Below are 21,362 nucleotides of genomic sequence, written 5' to 3'. Positions count from 1 at the left end.
GTCTGTCGCGTCGGAGTTCCGCTCTATCCTTTGCAGGCAGGTTCAAACAGACGTGCAACTGGTACCGAGAGAGCCTCAGCAAGCTTCTGGATGAGGTCAGTGGGTGCGTTGTACACCGAATGTTCAACCTGGCCCACCGTGGCTCTCTGAACTCCCGCAAGTTCGGCCAATTCCTTCTGAGTTAGGCCCATTTTCTTTCTTCTTTGAAGGACATTAATTGCCAACAAAGTCCGTGCATTTGGCACCCGTTCCGGCTCGCAAGGTTCCCGCTCGCCTACGACTAAGGTCGCGGGCTGCTCGTTCGTATAAAGCCGAAGGCGTTTGACCAAATCTTCTGGTTGTAATTCAAAGGCGAGCGCGATTTTAAAGATGGTCTCAATAGTCGGACTTCGTTTTCCGCGCTCCATCAAACTTACGTAACTGGCTGCAATCCCAGCCCGTAAAGCGAGGTCGCCTTGCGTAAATTGACTTACTGCTCGTTGCTCAACTAAGAGCTTTGCGAATGCGCTTTCTATCGTCATAAATGGGGTTTTGGTTGGCCCCCATTCTTTAGCTTGTGCGTCTGCTAAACTGGTACTATAGTACTAGTAATTCCAGTAACACTATCATTACGCATATTTACCGGTAAGTTCCGTGTCCATGGGCGTCGATTGCCATGCACGTCACTCAGTTCTTGGGAATTACGCGATGCCATCAGTCGACTAAGTTGAACTCAAAAAACTCTCAATGGAATACAGGCAGTGAAAGAAGCCCCAGTAACCGCTCTCCCTGTCCATGTGCTCCGCGGATGGCGGGCAATTGGGATTGGAAACGCTGTATTTTTTGAAGGCTGCCTGGACAGCCTAGAGCGCATTTGGTCCGGTCGGATTGAGTACTTTGACAGCAATACTCACCGTGGTGTATGCGATGCCGGGGTTGTTTGGCAGATTCCGCCTGAGAACGTGTATTGCCAGGACTTTTTCGACCGCACATGGGAACTGCTGTTGATGATGGAAGCACGCTAGAGACACATTGAATGTACAACACCACCATAGCAAGAGCGACTTCACGCGGGCGTGGCGGCCTGGTTCTGTACCTCGACTACGACGGCGTGCTCCACCATGAAAACGTTAGGGTCTCCAACAAAGAGGGACCGTTCCTGCAGGCGCCCGAGCGCTATCGGCTTTTCCAGCATGCCGATTTGCTCGCAAAGCTGCTGGAACCGTACCATCGCCGCGTGGGTCTTGGCAGCAGCGGCCAGGTCGTTGAGCTCTTGGCTTCGCCTCTGCCCCGCAGTCGAAAACGTGTTCTCCTTTGCGACTGCTTTAGGATTTTTCTTACGAATCTGAATTCGCTTTGGTGGCGTATCTGAAAACACTATTCCTTCGATATCCCTTTTTCGTGACAGTGCCACCGCAATCCAGTTGGTGTAGTTCAAAACGTCGCGTTGGTTAAATGAAACCCTGTCCGGAAAGGAATTTACAAGGCTAGTGGCAAGCAGAGACCAGGGGAACTGGGCGCACGCAATTGCGTGGGGATAGTCTCCTCTGTTGGAAAGAAGGCTGGCGCGGTGCAGCTGCGCGAGTTCGGTGAGTGATACATCCTCAACGCGTGTCCAATCAGTTGTTAAGAGTAGTCTTGGCCCGTGGGAGTGCAATCTTTTTGTGTCCATTCTGTGCCTCCCAACACCCTGTTCCTTAGGGTCGAAAGATATCAACCAATCGAGAATCTCATGTTCAAAATGTTGATACTGAAAATTGGACCGAGGAAGAAAAATGGTCGGCAACAGGACAGCCTTTTTGTGCCAGAGCTCAACTAGCATCAGTTTGATTCCACGGGTCAGAATCTTGAGTCCGGTTGCATCAACAGTTCTGGCATTTATAAATGGCAGTAGTCCGTCTACCCCGTTGCTCCCGCGGGAGTCCTCCCAAGCACTGAATGCCCTCATATCTCTTTCTGCAGAAGCTTTGCACAAACCAAAAATAGCTAGGCAAACTATCACGGGTAGGCGATGAGATGAAGGTTGAATAGTTGGTCGAAGGAAAGGAGTTTGGCATGCAAAGCGCAAGGTCTATTGCTGAAGATGAACTGAGACACTGGCGGAGGCTTGAAGCAAGTGAAGTGCTTCAGGTGGTCGCACAACATGCAAAGGTGGACCTGTCATTTCACCCAAGAGACAGTTACAAAACGGTTCGATGGCATGCGTCTGTGGATGGCATTGACTATGAACTATTGACGGACAGGTGCAAGTTCTGGGACACAAGAGCACTGAAGGGAGGAGGAGGAGCCATTGACATGGTGATGCATCTGAAGAACCTCGACTTCAAAACTGCAGTGCAATTCCTGGCGTCAAGCGGGCTCTGAAATGAATGCGCAAAACCCAAACCGCCCAACTGTAGTTGCGTCTCCATGGGCGAAGGAGCCTGAACTTACGGCCGAATCCTTGTTGAGCAGCTTGCCACATCGAGCGTCGGCAAAACGGCCGCGTCCTCATTCTCCAAATTTCTGGGAAAGCGCAACCTAATCAAGAACCGCCTTGGCGCCGACTTCATCCTCGCGGCATTCGACTTTACCGTCGCCGAGCTCTACATCTTTCCGGATGGCAACACTGGTTGTTTCGTTCAAAGAGTCACTCAGTAATGTCGCCAAATCCTGCGTATTTAGATGATGCAAGGAGCGACGCTTTTCAAACGTGAAGGATGGCGAAGCCCGCCTTCGCGTTCAAGAGTGACAGGAACATCGATTCGCAAAAGCGGTGCAGTACAACCGCGATGGCTGCGGTTGATTTATCGAGGTCACCCTAAAATACTTTAGAGCTGTCCGTTTGGATTTTTTGAGCGCGAATATTGCATAAGGCTAAAGGCACACTCAGCAAAAACTGGGTCTCGGAAAAGTTTGAATGTGTTGTACCGCGGCAACTTGGTACAGGCTACTCGCCCAAAAGGCAATGCATTAGATGCAACTGGAATGCAGGGCGCTCGGCCCAATGTGCGCGCGGCTTCAGACTCGCCGACTAGTTGCACAAATTCTCGGTTCAGATAAGAACTCACGGAGGACTCACATCCTCGCCGGTTTTCAAGACCGGTGCCTTAAACCGCTCGGCCAAGCTTCCAGAGGCGCGTATTCTAACCTGCCCGAATTCCCGCATCGGTGGGCCCCGCAAAACGCATTGCCCAATCCCCCAAATTTGGCGATGATGGCGCCCTGTGCTGCAGGCTAGGGAGGCGGCAGCACGCGACAGATAAAAACACAGATAAAAGAAGAACGCGAATTCACAAGGGAGTTCACCTGCATGACTGACCAACCCAGTGTGCCCGAGCGGCGTGGCACACCCAGACCCGACCCCGAGGCGCAGCGCCTGCTGGCTGCGGACAAAAAGGTGGCGCTGCTGGTCCAGTTCAACTGGGCGGTGGTGTTTTTTTCGGCCTTTTATGTGTTTGTCAGCTGGGCGATTGATTTTGGGCCGGGCATGTACATCATGTCGCTCAATGGCCTGCTGTTGCTGGCCAACCTGGTCTACATCGCCAAGGGCGGCAACTACACGGTGGCGGCCAATGTGTACCTGTGCACCAACACGCTGGTGGCGGTGGCGGGCTGCACCTACTTTTCGGGCGGCTTGTATTCGCCGGTCATCCCCTGGTTTGCCTTTGGGCCGGTTACGGCCACCCTGATGCTGGGCTTCAACCGCAACACGCTGTGGTGGCTGTTTGTCAACTCGGCCTGTGTGCTGGTCTTTGGTGTGGTGGGCATGATGGGCATAGAGCTGCCCATGCAGTTCAACAAGCAGTATTCGGGTTTCTTCTTTGCGGCCTGCCAGATTGGGCTGGTGTTTACGCTGCTGATCCACACACGGATTTTTGACTCAGAAAAGAACCGTGCGCTGGGCGAGGTGGAGACCAAAAACGTGGAGCTGCACACCGCCCTGCGCGACACGGCCCAGGCCCGGCAAAAGGCCGAGGCGGCCACGGCCACCAAGTCGGCCTTTCTGGCCAACATGAGCCACGAGATCCGCACCCCCATGAACGCCATCATCGGCATGTGCCACCTGGCGCTCAAGACCGACATGACACCGCGCCAGCGCGACTACCTGCACAAGGCCCAACAATCCAGCCAGCACCTGCTGGCCATCATCAACGACATACTGGAGCTGTCCAAGGTAGAGGCGGGCAAGCTGGAGCTGGAGATTGGTGAGTTCAGCCTGGAGCGCTTGCTGATCAAGGTGGCCGACCTGTTGGGCGACAAGGCCGAGAGCAAGGGCCTGGAGCTGCTGTTTGATGTGGCCCACGATGTGCCCGATGCGCTCAAGGGCGACGCACTGCGCCTGAGCCAGATGCTGATCAACTACGCCAGCAACGCGCTCAAGTTCACCGATGCGGGTGAGATCGATATCCTGGTGCGCCTGCAAGAGCAGACCGGGCAGCGCGTGGTCTTGCGGTTTGAGGTGCGGGACACGGGCATTGGCCTGACCGAAGAGCAGATTGGCAACCTGTTCCACAGCTTCCAGCAGGCCGATGTGTCCACCACGCGCAAATATGGTGGCACGGGCCTGGGCCTGTCCATCACCAAGGTGCTGGCCCAACAGATGGGTGGCGAGGTGGGGGTGACCAGTGTGCCGGGCAAGGGCTCCACCTTCTGGTTCACCGTGAACCTGGAGCTGGGCAACCGCAATACACGCCAACTGGAGCTGCAAAGCGATATGCGCGGGCGCCGTGTGCTGGTGGTAGACGATGTGGAGAACACCCGCCAGGTGTTGTCTGAAATGCTGAGCTGGATGAGTTTTGTGGCCAGCACGGCCGACACCGGCGAGGCCGCCTTGCAGGAGATAACCCGGGCCGACGCCGCGGGCCAGCCGTATGACGTGGTGTTGCTCGACTGGCATATGCCTGGCATGGATGGGGCCACCACAGCACGGCGCCTGCGGTCCATGCCACTGGCGCGTGCCCCCAAGCTGGTGGCGCTGACCCACCACCATGGTGACGAGGTGGATGCAGTGGTGGCCGCGGGAGATGCGCTGCAGATAGGCGCCACCCTGAGCAAGCCCGTGGCCCCATCCAAACTGTTTGATGCCCTGATGGAGTTGTTGGCCGGCAGCCTGCACCGGCTGGGTGGTGCCCATGTGGAAAGCCTGGGCAGTCTGGTGCCCCTGGCTTTGCAGGCGGTGCGCGGCGCGCGCATTTTGCTGGCCGAAGACAACGCCCTGAACCAACAGGTGGCCAGCGAGCTGCTGCGCGATGCAGGTTTTGTGGTGGACATTGCAGACGATGGCCGCATTGCCTGCGACATGGCCCTGGCGGCCGGTGCCGCAGGCCAGGCCTACGATGTGGTGTTGATGGACATGCAGATGCCCGGCATGGATGGCCTGGAGGCCACGCGCCGCATACGCGCCAACCCGCAGGTTGCGGCCATGCCCATTGTGGCCATGACTGCCAACGCCATGGCCTCGGATAAAGAGAAGTGCCTGGCCGCTGGCATGGTGGACTTTGTGACCAAGCCCATAGACCCGGACGAGCTGTTCCGCGTATTGTTGTGCTGGGTGGCGCCGCGCAATGGGGTTGACACGATGGTGCCCGACAGACCGGCCTTGTTGCCCAGCACGCCAGCCCTTCCAGCAGAAACCTTGCCCGCATTTGTGGAGGGGCTGGACCAGGCGGCGGGTTTGCGCCGCGTCATGGGCAAGCAGCACCGTTACCTGGCCATGCTCCGGGGTTTTGCCGATGCACAGGCCGATGTGCCGCAGGCCATCGCCCAGGCCCTGGCGGCGCAAGACCTGGCCACGGCATTGCGGCTGGCGCATACGCTCAAGGGGCTGGCTGGCAATATTGGGTCTGCCGAAGTGGTGCGCGCCGCTGCGGCCATGGAGCAGGCCCTGCGCAGCCGCGCGAGTGCCGAGGTGCGTGCAACGCTATTGGCCGCCCTGGCAGATGCACTTGGCGTGCAGATTGCAGCCATAAACCGGGCCTTGCCACAAGACGCGGAGACTGCAGCCGATGCACCAGCGGCAGATGCCCAGCGGTTGGGTGAGTTGTGCCGGCAGCTGGAGACCTTGCTCAGCAACGATGACGGCAACGCCGAACGCTTGTTGGCAGAGCACGCTGGGCTGTTCCGCGCTGCATTTGTGTCCCACTTTGTGGCCCTACAAGCGGCAGTGAACGCCTTTGATAGCGAACAGGCACTGGCCATACTGCAAGAGGCTGTTGCCGCCCGGAGTATGGAAGGAGTACAGTGACAAACATTGTCCGCGCCTCCGTATACCGATAAGAAATGGTTATGCCATGCAATCTGCAGCACTGCCGGCGACAGAACACGAACGCCTGGCCACCCTGCACGCCTTGGACGTGCTGGACACCGGGCCTGAGGAAGAGTTCGATGCCCTGATCAAGGTGGCATCGCTGGTGTGCGGAGTACCCATCTCGCTGATCAGCCTGGTAGACAGCGAACGCCAGTGGTTCAAGGCCAACCTGGGCCTGCCCGGTGTGTCTGAAACACCGCGTGATATCGCCTTTTGTTCCCACGCCATTCTGGACGACCAGCTGTTTGAGGTGCCCGACGCCACGCTGGACGCACGTTTTGCAGACAACCCGCTGGTGAAGGATGTGCCAGACATCCGCTTCTACGCCGGTGCGCCTATCGTGATGGGGGATGGCAGCCGGGTGGGCACCCTGTGTGTGATAGACCGCCAGCCGCACCAGCTCAACGCCACACAACGCGAGATCGTCCGCAACCTGGCCATGGCAGCCGCCCACGCGTTGGAGGGCCGGCGCGCCATTCGGGCCATGCAAAAACATGCCGCCGAGTTGGCCGCCGGTGAACGCAGCCTGAAAGAAGCACGCGACAGTGCACAGGCCGCCAACATCGCCAAAAGCCGTTTCCTGGCCACGATGAGCCATGAGATCCGCACCCCCATGAATGGGGTGCTGGGCATGGCGCAGATGCTGCTGGCGCCAGACCTGGCGCAGAGTGCACGCATACAGTATGCGCAAACCATATTGACGAGTGGGCACACGCTGTTGGAGTTGCTGAACGACATACTCGATCTCTCCAAGATAGAGGCTGGCAAGCTGCAGCTGGAGGCCAAGGCCTTTGATGTGGCGGCCCTGCTGGGCAACACCCGCAATCTGTTTTCCGGTGCGGCACAGGCCAAAGGGCTGCAACTGGACTGTGATTGGCAGGGCCCTGCAGGCCAGCACTACCGGGGCGACGCCCACCGCCTGGCACAGATGTTGTCCAACCTGGTGGGCAATGCCATCAAGTTCACCGCCAGCGGCAGTGTGCGCATGGCCTGTGCAGAGCACAGCCGTGTGGACGGCCGCGCGCGGCTGGAGTTTTCGGTCACCGACACCGGTATTGGTATTGCGCAGGAAGACATGGCCTTGTTGTTCAAACCGTTTTCACAGACCGATAGCTCGGTCACGCGGGAGTTTGGTGGCACGGGTTTGGGGCTGTCGCTGGTGCGCACTTTGGCACAGGCCATGGGTGGCGAGGTGGGGGTGGCCAGCGAGCCCGGTCGGGGCACACGTTTCTGGTTCAGTGTGCCGATGGAGGTGCTGGCGGTGCAGCAGATGGCAGCAAGCCCTGCGCGCGAATCTGTGCCACCCAAGGCAGCCGGCCCTACCACAGGCGGCAGCCTGCAGGGTCACTTGCTGGTGGCCGAAGACAACCCCATCAACGCGATGGTGATGCAGACATTTGCAGCACGCCTGGGTTTGACGATGACCCTGGTGGGAGATGGGCAAAGGGCGGTGGATACCATCACCCAGCGCGCAGCGGGTATGCCGCAGCCCGACCTGGTGTTGATGGATGTGCACATGCCGGTGATGGATGGCTACACCGCCACCGAGCGCATACGCCAATGGGAGGCATTACAGGCTCCACAGGGGCGCTGCCGCATCCCCATCATTGCGCTGACGGCCGACGCCTTTGAAGAAGACCGCCAGCGCTGTTTCGCCGCGGGTATGGATGACTTCTTGACCAAACCCCTGGCCTTGGAGATTCTGAAAACAGCGCTGGCCAAATGGCTGGCCGCTGCGGCTGCACAGGCCTAGGGTTGCAGGCACCCATGCACTGGCTTAAAGACTACCGCAAGGAACTACTGGCAGGCGACATCGGTGCCGGGGTCATCGTTGCATTGATGCTGGTGCCACAGGGCATGGCCTATGCACTGGTGGCCGGCTTGCCACCGGTCACGGGTTTGTATGCCAGCCTGTTGCCGGCAGTGGCCTATGCCGTGTTTGGCAGCAGCATGGTGCAGTCTGTGGGGCCCATGGCCATCACATCCCTGATGTTGGGCACGTCCATTGCGGCCCTGGCGCCCGCGGGCAGTGCGCTGTACATGCAGTTGTCTCAGCAACTGGCGTTGATGGTCGGGCTGATTCTGTTTTTGTGCGGCGTGTTTCGCCTGGGCTTTTTGTCCAGCTTTTTCAGCCGCCCGGTCATGAGTGGTTTCACCAGCGGGGCGGCCGTGGTAATTGCGCTGGAGCAGCTGCGGCCCTTGTTGGGTCTGTCACACCACTGGGCGTTTGGCACCCTCCATGTGCCCAGCGCAGCGGTGGGTCTGGTGGCCTTGCTGCTCTTGGTGTTGGGGCGTTATGCCTTGCCACCCCTGCTCAAGCCACTGGGCGGCTGGATGGCGGACATGTTGCCCAAGCTGGTTCCTATTTTTGTGATTGTGGGTGCAACAGTTGCCGTGGCGGTGCTGGGGCTGGAGCACACGGGTGTGAAAACGGTTGGGGCGATTCCGTCTGGCCTGCCGCCACTGGGGCTGACCCTGTCACACGAACATTGGCGCAGCCTGCTGTTGCCGTCGTTGGTGATTGGTTTTATGGCTTTCTTGGCCGGGCAGTCTGCCGCGCAGGCGCTGGCCCAAAAGCGCAACGAACGCATCAACACCAACCGCGAACTGCTGGGCCTGGGCGCGGCCAACCTGGCTAGCGCGGTCAGTGGTGGTTTTGCGGTGACCGGCAGCATCTCGCGCTCGGCCGTCAACTATGCGGCGGGTGCCAATACACCGTTGGCCACACTGGTATCGGCCGGGCTGATTGCCATGGCCCTGTGTGTGCCCAATGCCTGGTTGTCGCTGATTCCCTTGCCGGCCATGGCCGCCACTATCGTGATTGCGGTGGTGGGCATGATGGACATGTCCACCCTGGTGGAGTCCTGGCGCCATGACCGCAGCGATGCGGCCACGCTGGTGGCCACCCTGGTGGGTGTGCTGCTAGTGGGGGTGGAGGAGGGTGTGTTGATGGGTGTGGTGCTGTCGTTTGCGTCGCTGATCTGGCGCAGCAGCCGGCCGCACATTGCCATCGTCGGGCGCATGCCAGGCACCGAGCACTTTCGCAACCAGGAGCGCTACTCGGTGGAGACCCTGCCGCACACCTTGATGCTGCGCATCGACTCCGACCTGATCTTCAACAACATGGACGGCGTGATCGAGCGCATAGAACACGAGCTGCAGGTGCGCCCCGGTGTGCGCGATGTGGTGCTGGTGTTGTCGGCCGTCAACATGGTGGACACCACTGCGCTGCTGGCCCTCAACGAGTTGAACAAACACATGGGCGAGCAAAAACGCCGGCTGCACCTGTGCGAAGTCAAAGGCCCGGTCATGGACCGGCTCAAGCTCAGCAAGTTGCTGGGCAAGGATTTGACGGGGCAGGTTTTCTTGAGTGCGGCGCAGGCCTACCAGCACTTGGCTGGCGAGGGCGCTGCCTAAGCCTTGTCTACCAGTTGCCGTAGGCCGCAACTATTCCGCGGAACAGCGCATCGCGTTCTTGGCCCAAGCGCTTGCCGCTGGCGTCACCCGAGGCATCTTTTGCCACGGCCATGTGCACCATAACCAGTTTGAGTTCCGGGTCCACAAAAATCGCTTGGCCATAAATGCCCAACAGCGCAAAGCGGCGGTAGTTGCCTGGCATCAGCCAGGTTTGCAAGCCGTATCCCGTGTAGGTGCTGCCCTTGTACTGCAGCGTGCCGGGTCTGAAGGCCGGTGGTTGTCGGTTGGCATCGGTCATCTGCAACAGGTAGTCACGGGCAATCACGGCTTTGCCATCGCGCAGGCCATCGTTGGCCAGCAGCAGGCCCAGCCGGCCAAAGTCGTGCACGGTGGCGTTGAAGTTGCCCGCTGCCAGCTCGGTCTGGTCTACCGGGTTGGTGAGCCAGGTGGCGGCGGCTTCGGCACCCAGCGGTCGCCAGATTTTTTCGCCGATGTATTTGCACAGGCTGGTGCCGGTGGCGCCGCGCAGCGCCAGGCCCAGCATCTGTGTCTCGGCGCTGGCGTAGTTGAACTGAACACCCTCGGGCGCCAGGCGCTCGGCGATCACCTTGGCGCCAGCGGCATTGCCTTGCGTGCGCGTGGTCTGGTTGAAGCGGGCCAGGTCGTCCTTGCCCGAATAGTCTTCTACATATTTGGCACCCGAGGCCATGCGCAGCAGGTTGATGAGTTTGGTTTCGCCATACAGGGTGCCGACCAGTTTGGGCTCGTAGGTAGCGGCCGTGTCGTCCAGCGATCGAATCAGGCCCTCTTCGAGTGCCTTGCCGATGCCAAGCGCCACGATGGTCTTGGCCATGGAGTTGGACAGTAGCCGGTGCTCGGGCTTGCGGTCGTAGTTGCTGCGCTCGGCCACGATCTGCCCGTCCTTGAGCACCAGTACGGCAGTGGCGCGTTGGCGCTGCATGTAATCGTCCAGCGACAGGGTCTGGCCGTCAAACCGGTAGCGCAAGGCGGGTTCCCGCGCCGCTTTGGGCAATGCCTGGGGTTGGGCGGACGGCGCCAGTGTGCAATGGGGCGACAGGCTGTCCATGGCACTGAACGAGCCCACGCGATAGGGTTCTTGGTATGCCTGCGCCAGCTTGGGGGCTACCGGATAGCCAGCCGCCTTGCCCAGCAGGTCTTCGTCGGGGGCGGCCCAACTGGGTGCCTGGCCCAGCGCCATGGCAAGACACAGCGGGATCGTGACGTGGTTGTGCATCGCCTAAGCCAACATGCCTTTGGTTTCAATAAAGGCAATCACCTCTTTCAATCCCGTCTGCGTCTTCAGGTTGGTCATCACAAAAGGCTTGAGTCCTTTGGGTGTGGTGCGCATGCGGATGGTGTCGGCCTCCATTACCGCCAGATCGGCGCCCACGTGGGGGGCCAGGTCGGTCTTGTTGATGACAAACATATCACTCTTGGTGATGCCGGGGCCACCCTTGCGCGGGATCTTTTCGCCGGCCGCCACGTCGATGACGTAGATCGTCAGGTCTGAGAGTTCGGGGCTGAAGGTGGCGGCTAGGTTGTCGCCACCGCTTTCAATAAAGACGATGTCGGCATTGGGGAACTCCACCAGCATGCGGTCAATGGCCTCCAGGTTGATGGACGCGTCTTCGCGGATGGCGGTGTGCGGGCAGCCACCGGTCTCCACCCCCATGATGCGCTCGGCCGGCAGCGCGCCGCTGACGGTCAGGATGCGCTGGTCTTCCTTGGTGTAGATGTCGTTGGTGATGGCGACCAGGTCGTACTGTTCGCGCATGGCCTTGCACAACATTTCCAGCAGCGTGGTTTTGCCCGAGCCCACGGGGCCGCCTATGCCCACACGCAGGGGTGGCAGGGTTTTGGTGCGGTTGGCGATGTGGTGCAGTGTGGACATAAATGCTATAAAAAGTGAAGCGTTATCGCTATATTTCACGGGGGCTAGGACCTGAAAAGCCTTGAGTACTGTATCTCGTGCTGGCTGCTCAGTATGGCCAGCATGGGGGAGAAGGCCTGGCGGGTGTCATCGGTGACGGTGAGTGCGTGGTCAATCGCAGCGGGTATCTCGGCGGTGAGCGCGGAGAGGATGCGTTGACCGGCGCTCTGGCCCAGCGGCACGGACTTGATCGCGGCCTGTGTCATGTTCTCCGCCCAGCCAAAGGCATAGGCCAGCAGGCAGTTGCGTAGCGGTGCTTGTGTGGCGCTGGCTGCGAGTGCGAAGGCCACGGGGTAGGTGGGTTGCTGCGTGGCCAACACAGCAATCTGGTCCGGTGTGGCGGTGGTGTGGTTGCGCAGCCAATCCAGCAGACTGCGGCCCATTTGCTCCGTCTGCTGGCGCAGCTCGCTGCTCTCACGGGTTTGCAGCACCCAGGCATTCAGCGTGGCTATGCGGGTATAGTCGTCGGCACGCCAGGCGCTGATAGCCTGCGCTACGGCGGGCAGGTCGGAGCGGCTCAGGCTCAGGTGCAATTGGTCGACCAGCCAGACTGATGCATCAGCTTCCGTAGCGGCGCGCGCCGTGTCTACTGCAGCTTCCAGGCATTCCGAATACGAGAAGCCGCCAATGGGCAGGGCCGGTGAGGCCAGCCACATCAGCTGCATCAGGCTGGAGTCGAGCATGTACTGCGCGCGCCCTGGCTAGTGGTTGTGATCGTGGCCGCAGCCCGGGCCGTGCACGTGGGGCTTGGCCGCAGCCGTTGCAATCGGGATCGATGCGAGCTTTTTGCTGGCCGTGGGTTTGTCCGCTTCTGCGTGGGCGTGGTCGTGCCCATGTTCATGCCCATGGTGGCCATGGCTGTGGCCCGTGTGAGCGTGTCCTCCTGCAGCATATGCGCCATTTTCCGGCTCGAAGGCTTCGTCCACCGCGTGCACGATCAGGTGCATGGCGCGCAGCATGTCGGCCAGCACGTGGTCCGGTTCAATCTTCAGGTGGTCGGGCTTGAGCTCAATCGGCACATGCCGGTTGCCCAGGTGGTAGGCCGCGCGGATCAGGTCGTAGGGCGAGCCGTGCTCCGTGCAATGCGTGATCTTCAGCACCGCCTGGGGCGCAGCGATCACCTTGATCAACGAACCATCCTCCGCCACCAGCACATCACCGCCCCGCACGGCGGTGCCGCGCGGCAGAAACACGCCGATCTGGCGACCGGTGGAATCGGTGGCGTCAAAGCGGCTTTTCTGGCGGACGTCCCAGTCCAGTTCGACGGTGGCGGCGCGTTTCAGCAGGACGGGGGCGAGCCCTTGGGCTTGGGGCAAGAGTTTGTTGACAGTCAGCATCTTCTAGTAAGTAGTGAGGGCAGGAGCGGGTTTCGCTTGTTGTCATCGAAGGGATAAGGACTGAGAATACTCTTCCTGGGCACCTTGAAAGTTCACCATGAGAAGTTTAGAGATAGTCGAGATCGGCGACGGCTTGGGCGTCATCCTCCCCAATGACATTCTTCCCATTTTCAAGGATGCGAAAGACGGCACCGTGTTTTTGATGGAAACGACCAACGGCTTCACGCTGACAACGGTTGATCCGAATACTGCTACGACGGATTCATCTTCGCAATAGTTCTGCGCCAGCGGGAACCCGTTCAAAACAAAAAGTATCGCTGCGCCATCGGCAAGCTGACCGCAGGCTCACACGTCAGTAACTGCCCATCCGCCCGCACGCTGTAGGTCTGCGCATCGATCTCCATCACTGGCAGATAGCTGTTGTGCACCATGTGCTGCTTACGTACGCCGCGGATATTTTTCACCGCGCTCAGTGTCTTGGCCAAGCCAAAGTTCTCCTTGATGCCGGCGTGTAATCCCGCCTGCGACACAAAGGTCAACGAGCCGCGCGACAACGCGCCGCCAAAAGAACCAAACATGGGACGGTAGTGCACCGGCTGCGGGGTGGGAATGGATGCATTGGGGTCGCCCATAGCCGCCATGGAGATGAAGCCGCCCTTGAGAATCAGCGCGGGCTTGACGCCGAAGAAGGCGGGCTTCCACACCACCAGATCGGCCCACTTGCCCACTTCGATACTGCCCACCTCGTGGCTGATGCCATGCGCAATGGCGGGGTTGATCGTGTACTTGGCGATATACCGTTTGGCGCGGAAGTTGTCGTTGCGGGCGTTGTCTTCGGGCAGCGGCCCGCGCTGAGCCTTCATCTTGTGCGCCGTCTGCCAGGTGCGGATGATGACCTCACCCACGCGGCCCATGGCCTGGCTGTCGCTGCTCATCATGCTGATGGCGCCCAGGTCGTGCAGGATGTCTTCGGCGGCAATGGTCTCCTTGCGGATGCGGCTTTCGGCAAAGGCCAGGTCTTCGGCAATGCCCGCGTCCAGGTGGTGGCAGACCATCAGCATGTCCACATGCTCGTCCAGCGTGTTCACCGTGTAGGGCATGGTGGGGTTGGTGGAGCTGGGCAAAAAATTGTCGTGCCCCACGACGCGCAGGATGTCGGGCGCGTGGCCACCGCCCGCACCTTCGGTGTGGAAGGCGCACAGGCCTCTACCCTTGGTGGCGGCAATGGTGTCTTCCACAAAGCCGGATTCGTTCAGCGTGTCAGAGTGGATGGCGACCTGCGTGTCCGTTGCATCGGCCACGTCCAGGCAGTTGCTGATGGCGCTGGGTGTGGTGCCCCAGTCTTCGTGCAGCTTGAGGCCGATGACTCCGGCGCTGATCTGCTCATGCAGCGCCGCCGGCAGGCTGGCGTTGCCCTTGCCCAGAAATCCAAGGTTCATGGCGAAGGCATCGGCTGCCTGCAGCATGCGCTCAATATTCCAAGGACCGGGCGTGCACGTGGTGGCAAACGTGCCAGTGGCAGGGCCGGTGCCGCCGCCCAGCATGGTGGTCACACCGCTGGCTGCGGCTTCTTCGATCTGCTGGGGGCAGATGAAGTGTATGTGGCTGTCGATGCCGCCCGCGGTGACGATGTTACCTTCGCAACTGATGATCTCGGTGCCAGGCCCGATGATGATGTCCACGCCCGGCTGCGTGTCCGGATTACCAGCCTTGCCGATGGCGACAATGCGCCCGCCCTTTAGGCCAATGTCGGCCTTGACGATGCCCCAGTGGTCCAGGATCAGCGCATTGGTCATCACGCAGTCCACGGCACCCTCGGCACGGGTGCGCTGCGATTGCGCCATGCCATCGCGTATGGTCTTGCCACCGCCGAATTTGACTTCTTCGCCGTAGCTGCCCGCGGCCAGTGTGTAGTCCTTCTCCACCTCGATCAGCAGTCCGGTGTCGGCCAACCGCACGCGGTCACCCACCGTGGGGCCGAAAATCTCCGCATAGGCGCGGCGTCCAATCGTTGCCATAGTCAGAGTTTTCCTTGCGTTAAGCCACGAAAGCCGTAGACGATGCGATCTCCGCCGAAGTCCACCAGTTCCACGGTGCGTTGCTGACCGGGCTCAAAGCGCACAGCCGAACCCGACGCGATGTTCAGGCGCATGCCCTGCGCTGCAGCCCGGTCAAAGCCCAGGGCGCCATTGGTCTCGGCAAAGTGGTAGTGCGAGCCCACCTGTATGGGGCGGTCGGCTGTGTTCTGCACAACCAATGTGGCGGTGCGCCGGCCTGCGTTGAGCACGTGTTCGGGGCTGTTGTCGTCACAAAGGATTTCACCGGGGATCATGGCTTGCTCACTTTCCTTTGCGCGAGATCCACACCGCCAGTGCAGACAAGGCGCTCACCACCACAAAGCCCCACACATCAGTGGCATGCCAGTGGGCACCACCGCCCAGACCATGACCATCATGGGCAAATACGGCGCTAGCCCCCGCGGATACTGCATACACAGCTATGGAAAGCGTAGCGTTTAAAACTGGGTTTCGCATGAGAGTTTTCTCCAGAGGGAAGGGAGCAGGTCTTAAACAATGGGCTGGTGCACAGTGACCAGTTTCGTGCCGTCGGGGAAGCTGGCTTCGACCTGAATGTCGGGGATCATCTCGGCAATGCCTTCCATGACGTCGTCGCGGGTCAGTACGGTGCGGCCTTCGCTCATCAGCTGGGCGACGGTCTTGCCGTCGCGGGCGCCTTCCATGACGGCGGCGCTGATCAGGGCCATGGCTTCGGGGTAGTTGAGCTTGAGCCCGCGCGCCTTACGCCGTTCGGCCAGCAGGGCGGCGGTGAAGAGCAGCAGTTTGTCTTTCTCGCGGGGGGTGAGTTCCATGTCTCGCTCTCAGTTGGTTGGCAGAGGTCTTTGGGATTATTAGGCAATATCCGTGCCCTGCAAGTTGGCCGTGTACGCCAAATGCCGGATGCCTGTTGGTATGCGCCCGCAGTGGGCATTGGGTGGCTGTTCTGCTCCGTGTCCCCCGCCCGCTGTGCGGGCTCCTCCTTTTACCTGCGCAGAACAGCCACCCAATGCCCGCCGCTGGAGTCTTTGCTCGCAACAGTAAATACCTAGGGAGTTTTGCGTCCGATGCGTGCCCAACCAGTCGCGCGGTATCAGTCGGGTAGTGGGTTTTGCGCAGGTAAAGGAGGAGGCCGAAGGCCGGGGGACACGGAGCAAAACCCGCTGCCCAACTGATACACAACTACCGTGGCATGAAATCTGCACCATGCCTGCGTGCAACCCGTACCCGATCTGCCCCCAGCACCCACTGCCCCGTTGCAGCGGGTCGTCAAGATCCGCCGCGACTACAACAACTGGGTCGCTAGCGAGACCATGGAAGACTACGCACTGCGCTTCACGCCGCAGCGATTTCGCAAATGGTCCGAGTGGCGGGTGGCCAACACCGCCTTTGGCGCTGCATCCTTCCTGGTGCTGGAAGCGGTTGGCGCCACGCTGCTGGTGCAATACGGGTTTGTGAACGCCTTCTGGGCCATCCTGGTGACCGGTATCGTGATCTTCCTGGCCGGGCTGCCCATCAGCGTCTACGCCTCGCGGTACGGCGTGGACATGGATTTGCTCACCCGCGGCGCCGGTTTTGGCTACATCGGCTCCACCATCACCTCGCTGATCTACGCCACCTTCACCTTCATCTTCTTCGCGCTGGAGGCGGCCATCATGGCCTATGCGCTGGAACTGGCGCTGGACATTCCGCCCAGTTGGGGCTATTTGATCTGCTCCCTGGTCGTGATTCCGCTCGTGACACACGGCGTGTCGGTCATCAGCCGGCTGCAGGTCTGGACGCAGCCGCTGTGGCTCTTGATGCTGTTCTTGCCGTTTGGCTTTGTGTTGGTGCGAAATCCCGCTGCATTTGAGGGCATTACGCACTATGGTGGTGATTTTGGCGTGGGTGGGGTTTTTAATCTGCACTTGTTTGGTGCTGCATTGACCGTAGGCATTGCGCTGATCACGCAGATGGGCGAGCAGGCCGACTACCTGCGCTTTATGCCGGCGCAGACCGCACAAAACCGTAGGCGCTGGTGGTTGTGTGTGATGTTGGGCGGGCCGGGATGGGTGGTGTTGGGTGTGGCCAAGATGCTGGGCGGTGCCTGCCTGGCCTACCTGGCCATCACACATAGCGTGCCGACCGACCGCGCAGTTGACCCCAACCAGATGTACCTGGCGGCCTATGAGTATGTGTTTACCTCGCTGCAATGGGCGGTGGCGGCCACTGCGGTGTTTGTCGTCGTGTCGCAGCTCAAGATCAATGTCACCAATGCCTATGCGGGTTCACTGGCTTGGAGTAACTTTTTCTCGCGCCTGACCCACAGCCACCCGGGGCGCGTGGTGTGGGTGGTGTTCAACACACTGATCGCCTTCATGCTGATGGAGATGAACGTGTTCCACGCGCTGGGCGATGTGCTGGGGCTGTATTCCAACATCGCCATCGCCTGGATCATGACCGTGGTGGCCGATCTGGTTATCAACAAGCCGCTGGGCCTGAGCCCTAAGGGCATCGAATTCAAACGCGCGCATTTGTATGACATCAACCCGGTGGGCGTGGGGTCGATGGCGCTGGCTTCAGCCTTGTCGGTGATGGCGTATTTGGGTCTGTTTGGGGCCGATGCCAAGGCGTTCTCTGCGGTAGTGGCGCTGGTGACGGCATTCGTGACCGCGCCTGTCTTAGCGTGGGCTACGAAGGGCCGTTATTACATAGCCAGAACGAGCACCGGGAGCCTGGGCGACCATGCGTTTTGCGCAGGTAAAGGAGGAGACCGCGCAGCGGTCGGGGGACACGGAGCAAAACGTGTGGGCGCCCAGGCTCCAGCGAAAGAAGATAAGACACGCATGCAACGCTGCGTCATCTGCGAGCGTGAATACGAAAGCCCGGACATGGCCCACTGTCCCGCCTACCGCGGCGCCATCTGCTCCCTGTGCTGCACCCTGGATGCACGCTGTGGTGATCTGTGCAAACCACACGCCAGTCTGTCCGCGCAATGGTCTGCGGCCTTGCGCTGGCTGTTGCCCAAACGGGCCTGGCCATATCTGGATACCGGCGTGGGGCACTTCATATTGCTGATGCTCATCATCGTTCCACTACTGGCCACGGTGTTTGGCATGTTCTACCGCCAAGAGTTGTCCAGCCTCAACGAGGCAACGGGTGTCAACGCTGCCTTGCAAGATGCCCTGCGATCCGGCTTCTTCAAGGCCTATATGGCACTGCTGCTGATGGGCGGCATCGTGGCCTGGTGGCTGGTGCTGGCGCACAAGAGCCGCCAGGTGGCACAGGAAGAGTCCAACCGCCAGACCCACTTGCTGATGCAAGAGATAGAGTCCCACCGCCAGACCGACGAGGCCCTGCAGGCCGCCACGGCGCTGGCCGAGCGGGCCAAGCAACAGGCCCAGCAGGCCAACCAGGCCAAGAGCCGCTACATCAGCGCCATCAGCCACGAGCTGCGCACGCCGCTCAACAGCATCCTGGGTTACGCGCAGCTGATGGGCGAAGACGCGTCCATACCGCCGCACCGCATGCAGGCGGTCAGCGTTATCAAGCGCGGCGGAGAACATTTGCTCTCGCTGATCGAAGGCACGCTGGACATGGCGCAGATCGAGGCCGGCAAGTTGACACTCAGTGCCAAGCCCATGCAGTTTGCCAATGGCATGCACGAGATCGCCAGCCTGTTTGAACTGCAGGCGGCGGCCCGGGGACTGGCCTTCCGCTTCGAAGTGCAAGGCGCCATACCCGAGTGGGTCAAGGCCGATGAAAAGCGCGTGCGCCAAATCATCATCAACCTGCTGGGCAATGCCATCAAGTTCACACAACAGGGCAGTGTCACCTTCCGCTTGCGTTACGCGCGCGAGATGGCGCAGGTGGAGGTGCATGACACCGGCCCCGGCATGCACCCGCAGGAGCTGGAATACATCTTCGACCCCTTTGCCCGCGCCACCAGCGTGGCCGTGGGTGCCACGGGTTCGGGCCTGGGCCTGACCATTGCCAAGATGCTGACCGATCTGATGGGTGGTGAGCTGACCGCCAGTAGTGTGCTGGGCCAGGGCTCGGTTTTCAAGGTGCGCCTGTTCCTGCCCGAGCTGCATGTGCAATCTGGCCACAGCCTGGAGCGCCTGAGCCAAGCCGTGCGCCAGCCGCGCAAAGGTTACGCCGGTGTGCGCCGCAAGATCCTGGTGGTGGACAACGAAGAGGCCGACCGCGACCTGCTGGTCAGCCTGCTGGAGCCTTTGGGTTTTGTACTGCGGGTGGCCGCCAGCGGGCATGATTGTTTGGACCTGCTGGCCGCGGGCTATGACCCCGATGTGGTGTTCATGGACCTGGCCATGCCTGGCATTGACGGCTGGGAGACGCTGCGCCGCATCCGCGCGTTGGACGGCCACCAGCCGCAGGTGGCCATTGTGTCGGCCAATGCCTTTGACCGCGGTGTCAACAATGTGCTGGGCATAGAGCCGGATGACTTTATCGTCAAACCCGTGCGCCATTCGGAGCTGCTGGACTGGCTGGAGCGCAAGCTGGCCCTGACCTGGCAGGAGACGGCCGACCGTGTGGAGGACGCTCCCGCAACACCAACCCCTGCCACGGAAGTCACCGCCATGGCGCTGCCGCCACGGGCCGATGTATTGGCCCTGCAGGAGCTGGTGCGCCTGGGCTTTTACCGCGGCATCACCAACAAGCTGGCCAGCATCGTCGCTGAACATCCGGCCTGCGCCGGCTTTGCCCAGGTGATGGGGGACATGGCCCGGCAGTTCCAGTTTGAGGCCATGCTGGCCCAACTGCAAAAAGACCTGAACGATCTGAAAGACTTGGACAGCGAAGACCATGACGCCTTTTGAACCCGCTACTCCATCGGCCAGCAGTGCCTTGCACGGCACACTGGACCGTGCCAACAGCGATGTGGTGCTTATCGTGGATGACGTGCCCGACAACCTGTCGGTGTTGCACGACGCGCTGGACGAATCCGGTTACACCGTACTGGTCGCCACCTCGGGCGAGGCCGCGTTGCAGCGCGCCACACAGGCCGTGCCCGACATCATCTTGCTGGACGCCATGATGCCTGGCATGGACGGTTTTGAAGTGGCGCGCCGCCTCAAGGCCCTGGCGGCCACGGCGCACATTCCCATCGTCTTTATGACGGGCCTGACCGAGACGGAGTATCTGGTGGCCGCGCTGGAATCGGGCGGTGTGGACTATGTCACCAAACCCATCAAACCCAAAGAGGTGCTGGCCCGCATGCAGGTGCACCTGAAGGGCGCACGTGAACGGCGCCAGACCCGCAACGCGCTGGATGCCTTTGGTTACGCCACCATCACCGTGCGTGCCAGCGACGGCGCGCTGATGTGGCAAACGCCCTTGGCCCGTGAGCTGCTGGAGCGTTACTGTGGCACCCAGGCGCCGCTGACGCCCAAGCCGGTGCTGGCCTGGCTGCGCAGCTGCCTGGCCCTGCTGGCACAACCCCAGCCACCGGGCGCAGAGCCACCCCGCTTCGCCATCGAACAAGGGGCCCGGCGCCTGACCTTTAGGCTGCACCAGCAGATTGGTGACAGCGACGGCAGCGTGGAAGATGGCGACTGGCTGATCGTGATGCGCGAGGTGTCCGACACCGCCGTCATCGAGGCCATGAGCCTGTCGTTCAAACTCACCGCCAAAGAGGCCGAGGTGTTGTATTGGGTGGTCAAGGGCAAGACCAACAAGGACATTGGTGACATCCTGGGTAGCAGCCCCATGACGGTGAAGAAACACCTGGAGCGCATCTTTGTCAAGATGGGGGTGGAGACCCGTACTGCCGCCGCCGGCATGGCGATGACACGCATACGGCAGTTGCATCCGCAGTTTGAGGGATAGTTGTTGGCAAAATAAGCCTTGAGCCCCCGTGAAATATACATATGCAGCTAGCAATTTTGAAGTGCATGTCCTTCACGTTGGCACTGCACGATGCCCGTCGTAGCACGCCCAAGCTTCGTAACCCGTGTCATCCTGAGCGCACGCTGCTCTACAAGACCGTCGCCGTACACCATGCAGTGACGGCACTGGCAGCACTGGCAGCACCGGCGCATCAGGTCACGGCAGATGCCGACGCTCAAGCCGGGTAGCCCGGCAAGGGCTGGGACCTGCCTGGGGTACCACCCCACGCCAACCCGAGCCTGTGCCATCCAAACACGCACCATCGCGCTCACAGTGGGCGGTGGGTCGATGCGGCGCATCGCCTTCAGGTCTGTCAAGGTTAGATACGTGGCCTCACTCGATAATCGGCCGATGTTTTCTGTATATCGTTCTACTTTTCTGGCCACTATCGCGCTACCGTTCACGCTAGCATGTGCCGACCCATTGCCCATACCTTTGGTGGCGGC

General features: G+C 60.6%; 17 protein-coding genes and 1 tRNA gene. 7 read left to right on the top strand and 11 right to left on the bottom strand.

The annotated features are described in order from the left end of the window. Positions 1–23: 23 nt before the first annotated feature. Together HZ993_RS24355 and HZ993_RS09110 are read right to left on the bottom strand one after the other, a co-directional pair. Complete coding sequence (locus tag HZ993_RS24355) at positions 24–521, bottom strand: helix-turn-helix domain-containing protein (protein ID WP_245213888.1); 498 nt, start codon at positions 519–521, stop codon at positions 24–26. 524 nt (positions 522–1,045) lie between these two features. Beyond that, positions 1,046–1,417 (bottom strand): hypothetical protein, encoded by a 372-nt coding sequence (locus HZ993_RS09110; RefSeq protein ID WP_209397274.1) that lies wholly within the window; start codon positions 1,415–1,417, stop codon positions 1,046–1,048. Positions 1,418–2,034: 617 nt separating this feature from the next. On the opposite strand from HZ993_RS09110, the gene HZ993_RS09105 reads away from it, so the two are divergent. Further along, a complete protein-coding gene (locus HZ993_RS09105; RefSeq protein WP_209397272.1) occupies positions 2,035–2,343 on the top strand; it encodes a hypothetical protein in 309 nt (102 codons plus the stop codon). A 669-nt stretch (positions 2,344–3,012) separates the two neighbouring features. On the opposite strand, the gene HZ993_RS09100 is transcribed toward HZ993_RS09105, so the two are convergent. Then, a tRNA-Ser gene (locus HZ993_RS09100) sits at positions 3,013–3,083 on the bottom strand. A gap of 188 nt (positions 3,084–3,271) precedes the next feature. Here HZ993_RS09100 and HZ993_RS09095 point away from each other — a divergent pair. From HZ993_RS09095 to HZ993_RS09085, 3 genes are read left to right on the top strand one after another with little or no spacing between them, the layout of a single operon-like run. After that, complete coding sequence (locus HZ993_RS09095; protein WP_209397270.1) at positions 3,272–6,205, top strand: response regulator; 2,934 nt, start codon at positions 3,272–3,274, stop codon at positions 6,203–6,205. Positions 6,206–6,251: 46 nt separating this feature from the next. After that, the gene (locus tag HZ993_RS09090; protein WP_209397268.1) at positions 6,252–8,021 is read left to right on the top strand and encodes a GAF domain-containing hybrid sensor histidine kinase/response regulator; all 1,770 of its coding nucleotides are present in this window, start codon (positions 6,252–6,254) and stop codon (positions 8,019–8,021) included. A 14-nt stretch (positions 8,022–8,035) separates the two neighbouring features. Continuing rightward, complete coding sequence (locus HZ993_RS09085) at positions 8,036–9,685, top strand: SulP family inorganic anion transporter (RefSeq protein WP_209397266.1); 1,650 nt, start codon at positions 8,036–8,038, stop codon at positions 9,683–9,685. Positions 9,686–9,692: 7 nt separating this feature from the next. Here the strand turns inward: HZ993_RS09085 and HZ993_RS09080 are convergent, their stop codons facing one another. Genes HZ993_RS09080 through ureE form a run of 4 tightly spaced genes read right to left on the bottom strand, consistent with a single transcriptional unit; the run spans position 9,693 to position 12,973 of the window. Then, positions 9,693–10,940 (bottom strand): serine hydrolase, encoded by a 1,248-nt coding sequence (locus HZ993_RS09080; protein WP_209397264.1) that lies wholly within the window; start codon positions 10,938–10,940, stop codon positions 9,693–9,695. A gap of 3 nt (positions 10,941–10,943) precedes the next feature. Further along, positions 10,944–11,597: an urease accessory protein UreG gene (gene ureG, locus HZ993_RS09075; RefSeq protein WP_209397262.1), complete on the bottom strand. Its 654-nt coding sequence runs from the start codon at positions 11,595–11,597 to the stop codon at positions 10,944–10,946. Positions 11,598–11,641: 44 nt separating this feature from the next. Continuing rightward, entirely contained in the window at positions 11,642–12,319 is a 678-nt protein-coding gene (locus HZ993_RS09070; protein ID WP_209397260.1) for an urease accessory protein UreF, read from the bottom strand. Positions 12,320–12,337: 18 nt separating this feature from the next. Beyond that, positions 12,338–12,973 carry an urease accessory protein UreE gene (gene ureE, locus HZ993_RS09065; protein WP_209397258.1) on the bottom strand — a complete coding sequence of 212 codons (636 nt, stop codon included), beginning with the start codon at positions 12,971–12,973 and terminating at the stop codon, positions 12,338–12,340. A gap of 97 nt (positions 12,974–13,070) precedes the next feature. Between ureE and HZ993_RS09060 the strand changes: the two genes are divergently transcribed. Then, complete coding sequence (locus tag HZ993_RS09060; RefSeq protein WP_209397256.1) at positions 13,071–13,250, top strand: hypothetical protein; 180 nt, start codon at positions 13,071–13,073, stop codon at positions 13,248–13,250. A gap of 22 nt (positions 13,251–13,272) precedes the next feature. On the opposite strand, the gene ureC is transcribed toward HZ993_RS09060, so the two are convergent. Genes ureC through HZ993_RS09040 form a run of 4 tightly spaced genes read right to left on the bottom strand, consistent with a single transcriptional unit; the run spans position 13,273 to position 15,842 of the window. Then, entirely contained in the window at positions 13,273–14,991 is a 1,719-nt protein-coding gene (gene ureC / locus HZ993_RS09055; RefSeq protein ID WP_209397255.1) for an urease subunit alpha, read from the bottom strand. 2 nt (positions 14,992–14,993) lie between these two features. Then, positions 14,994–15,305 carry an urease subunit beta gene (locus tag HZ993_RS09050; protein WP_209397253.1) on the bottom strand — a complete coding sequence of 104 codons (312 nt, stop codon included), beginning with the start codon at positions 15,303–15,305 and terminating at the stop codon, positions 14,994–14,996. Positions 15,306–15,312: 7 nt separating this feature from the next. Next, positions 15,313–15,507: a hypothetical protein gene (locus tag HZ993_RS09045; RefSeq protein ID WP_209397251.1), complete on the bottom strand. Its 195-nt coding sequence runs from the start codon at positions 15,505–15,507 to the stop codon at positions 15,313–15,315. Between the two features lie 32 nt (positions 15,508–15,539). Further along, entirely contained in the window at positions 15,540–15,842 is a 303-nt protein-coding gene (locus tag HZ993_RS09040; RefSeq protein ID WP_209397249.1) for an urease subunit gamma, read from the bottom strand. Positions 15,843–16,340: 498 nt separating this feature from the next. Here HZ993_RS09040 and HZ993_RS09035 point away from each other — a divergent pair, with 498 nt between their 5' ends. Together HZ993_RS09035 and HZ993_RS09030 are read left to right on the top strand one after the other, a co-directional pair. Continuing rightward, on the top strand, positions 16,341–19,847 hold the full coding sequence (locus HZ993_RS09035) for an ATP-binding protein (RefSeq protein WP_209398366.1): 3,507 nt from the start codon (positions 16,341–16,343) through the stop codon (positions 19,845–19,847). Next, positions 19,834–20,856: a response regulator gene (locus HZ993_RS09030; RefSeq protein WP_209397247.1), complete on the top strand. Its 1,023-nt coding sequence runs from the start codon at positions 19,834–19,836 to the stop codon at positions 20,854–20,856. Before HZ993_RS09035 ends, HZ993_RS09030 begins: the two co-directional genes overlap by 14 nt. The last annotated feature ends 506 nt before the right edge of the window (positions 20,857–21,362 follow it).

Source organism: Rhodoferax sp. AJA081-3 (assembly GCF_017798165.1).
In the GTDB taxonomy this organism is placed as follows: domain Bacteria; phylum Pseudomonadota; class Gammaproteobacteria; order Burkholderiales; family Burkholderiaceae_C; genus Allorhodoferax.
Note: the sequence above shows the minus strand (reverse complement) of the source record. Positions and strands in the feature narration are given on the sequence as shown.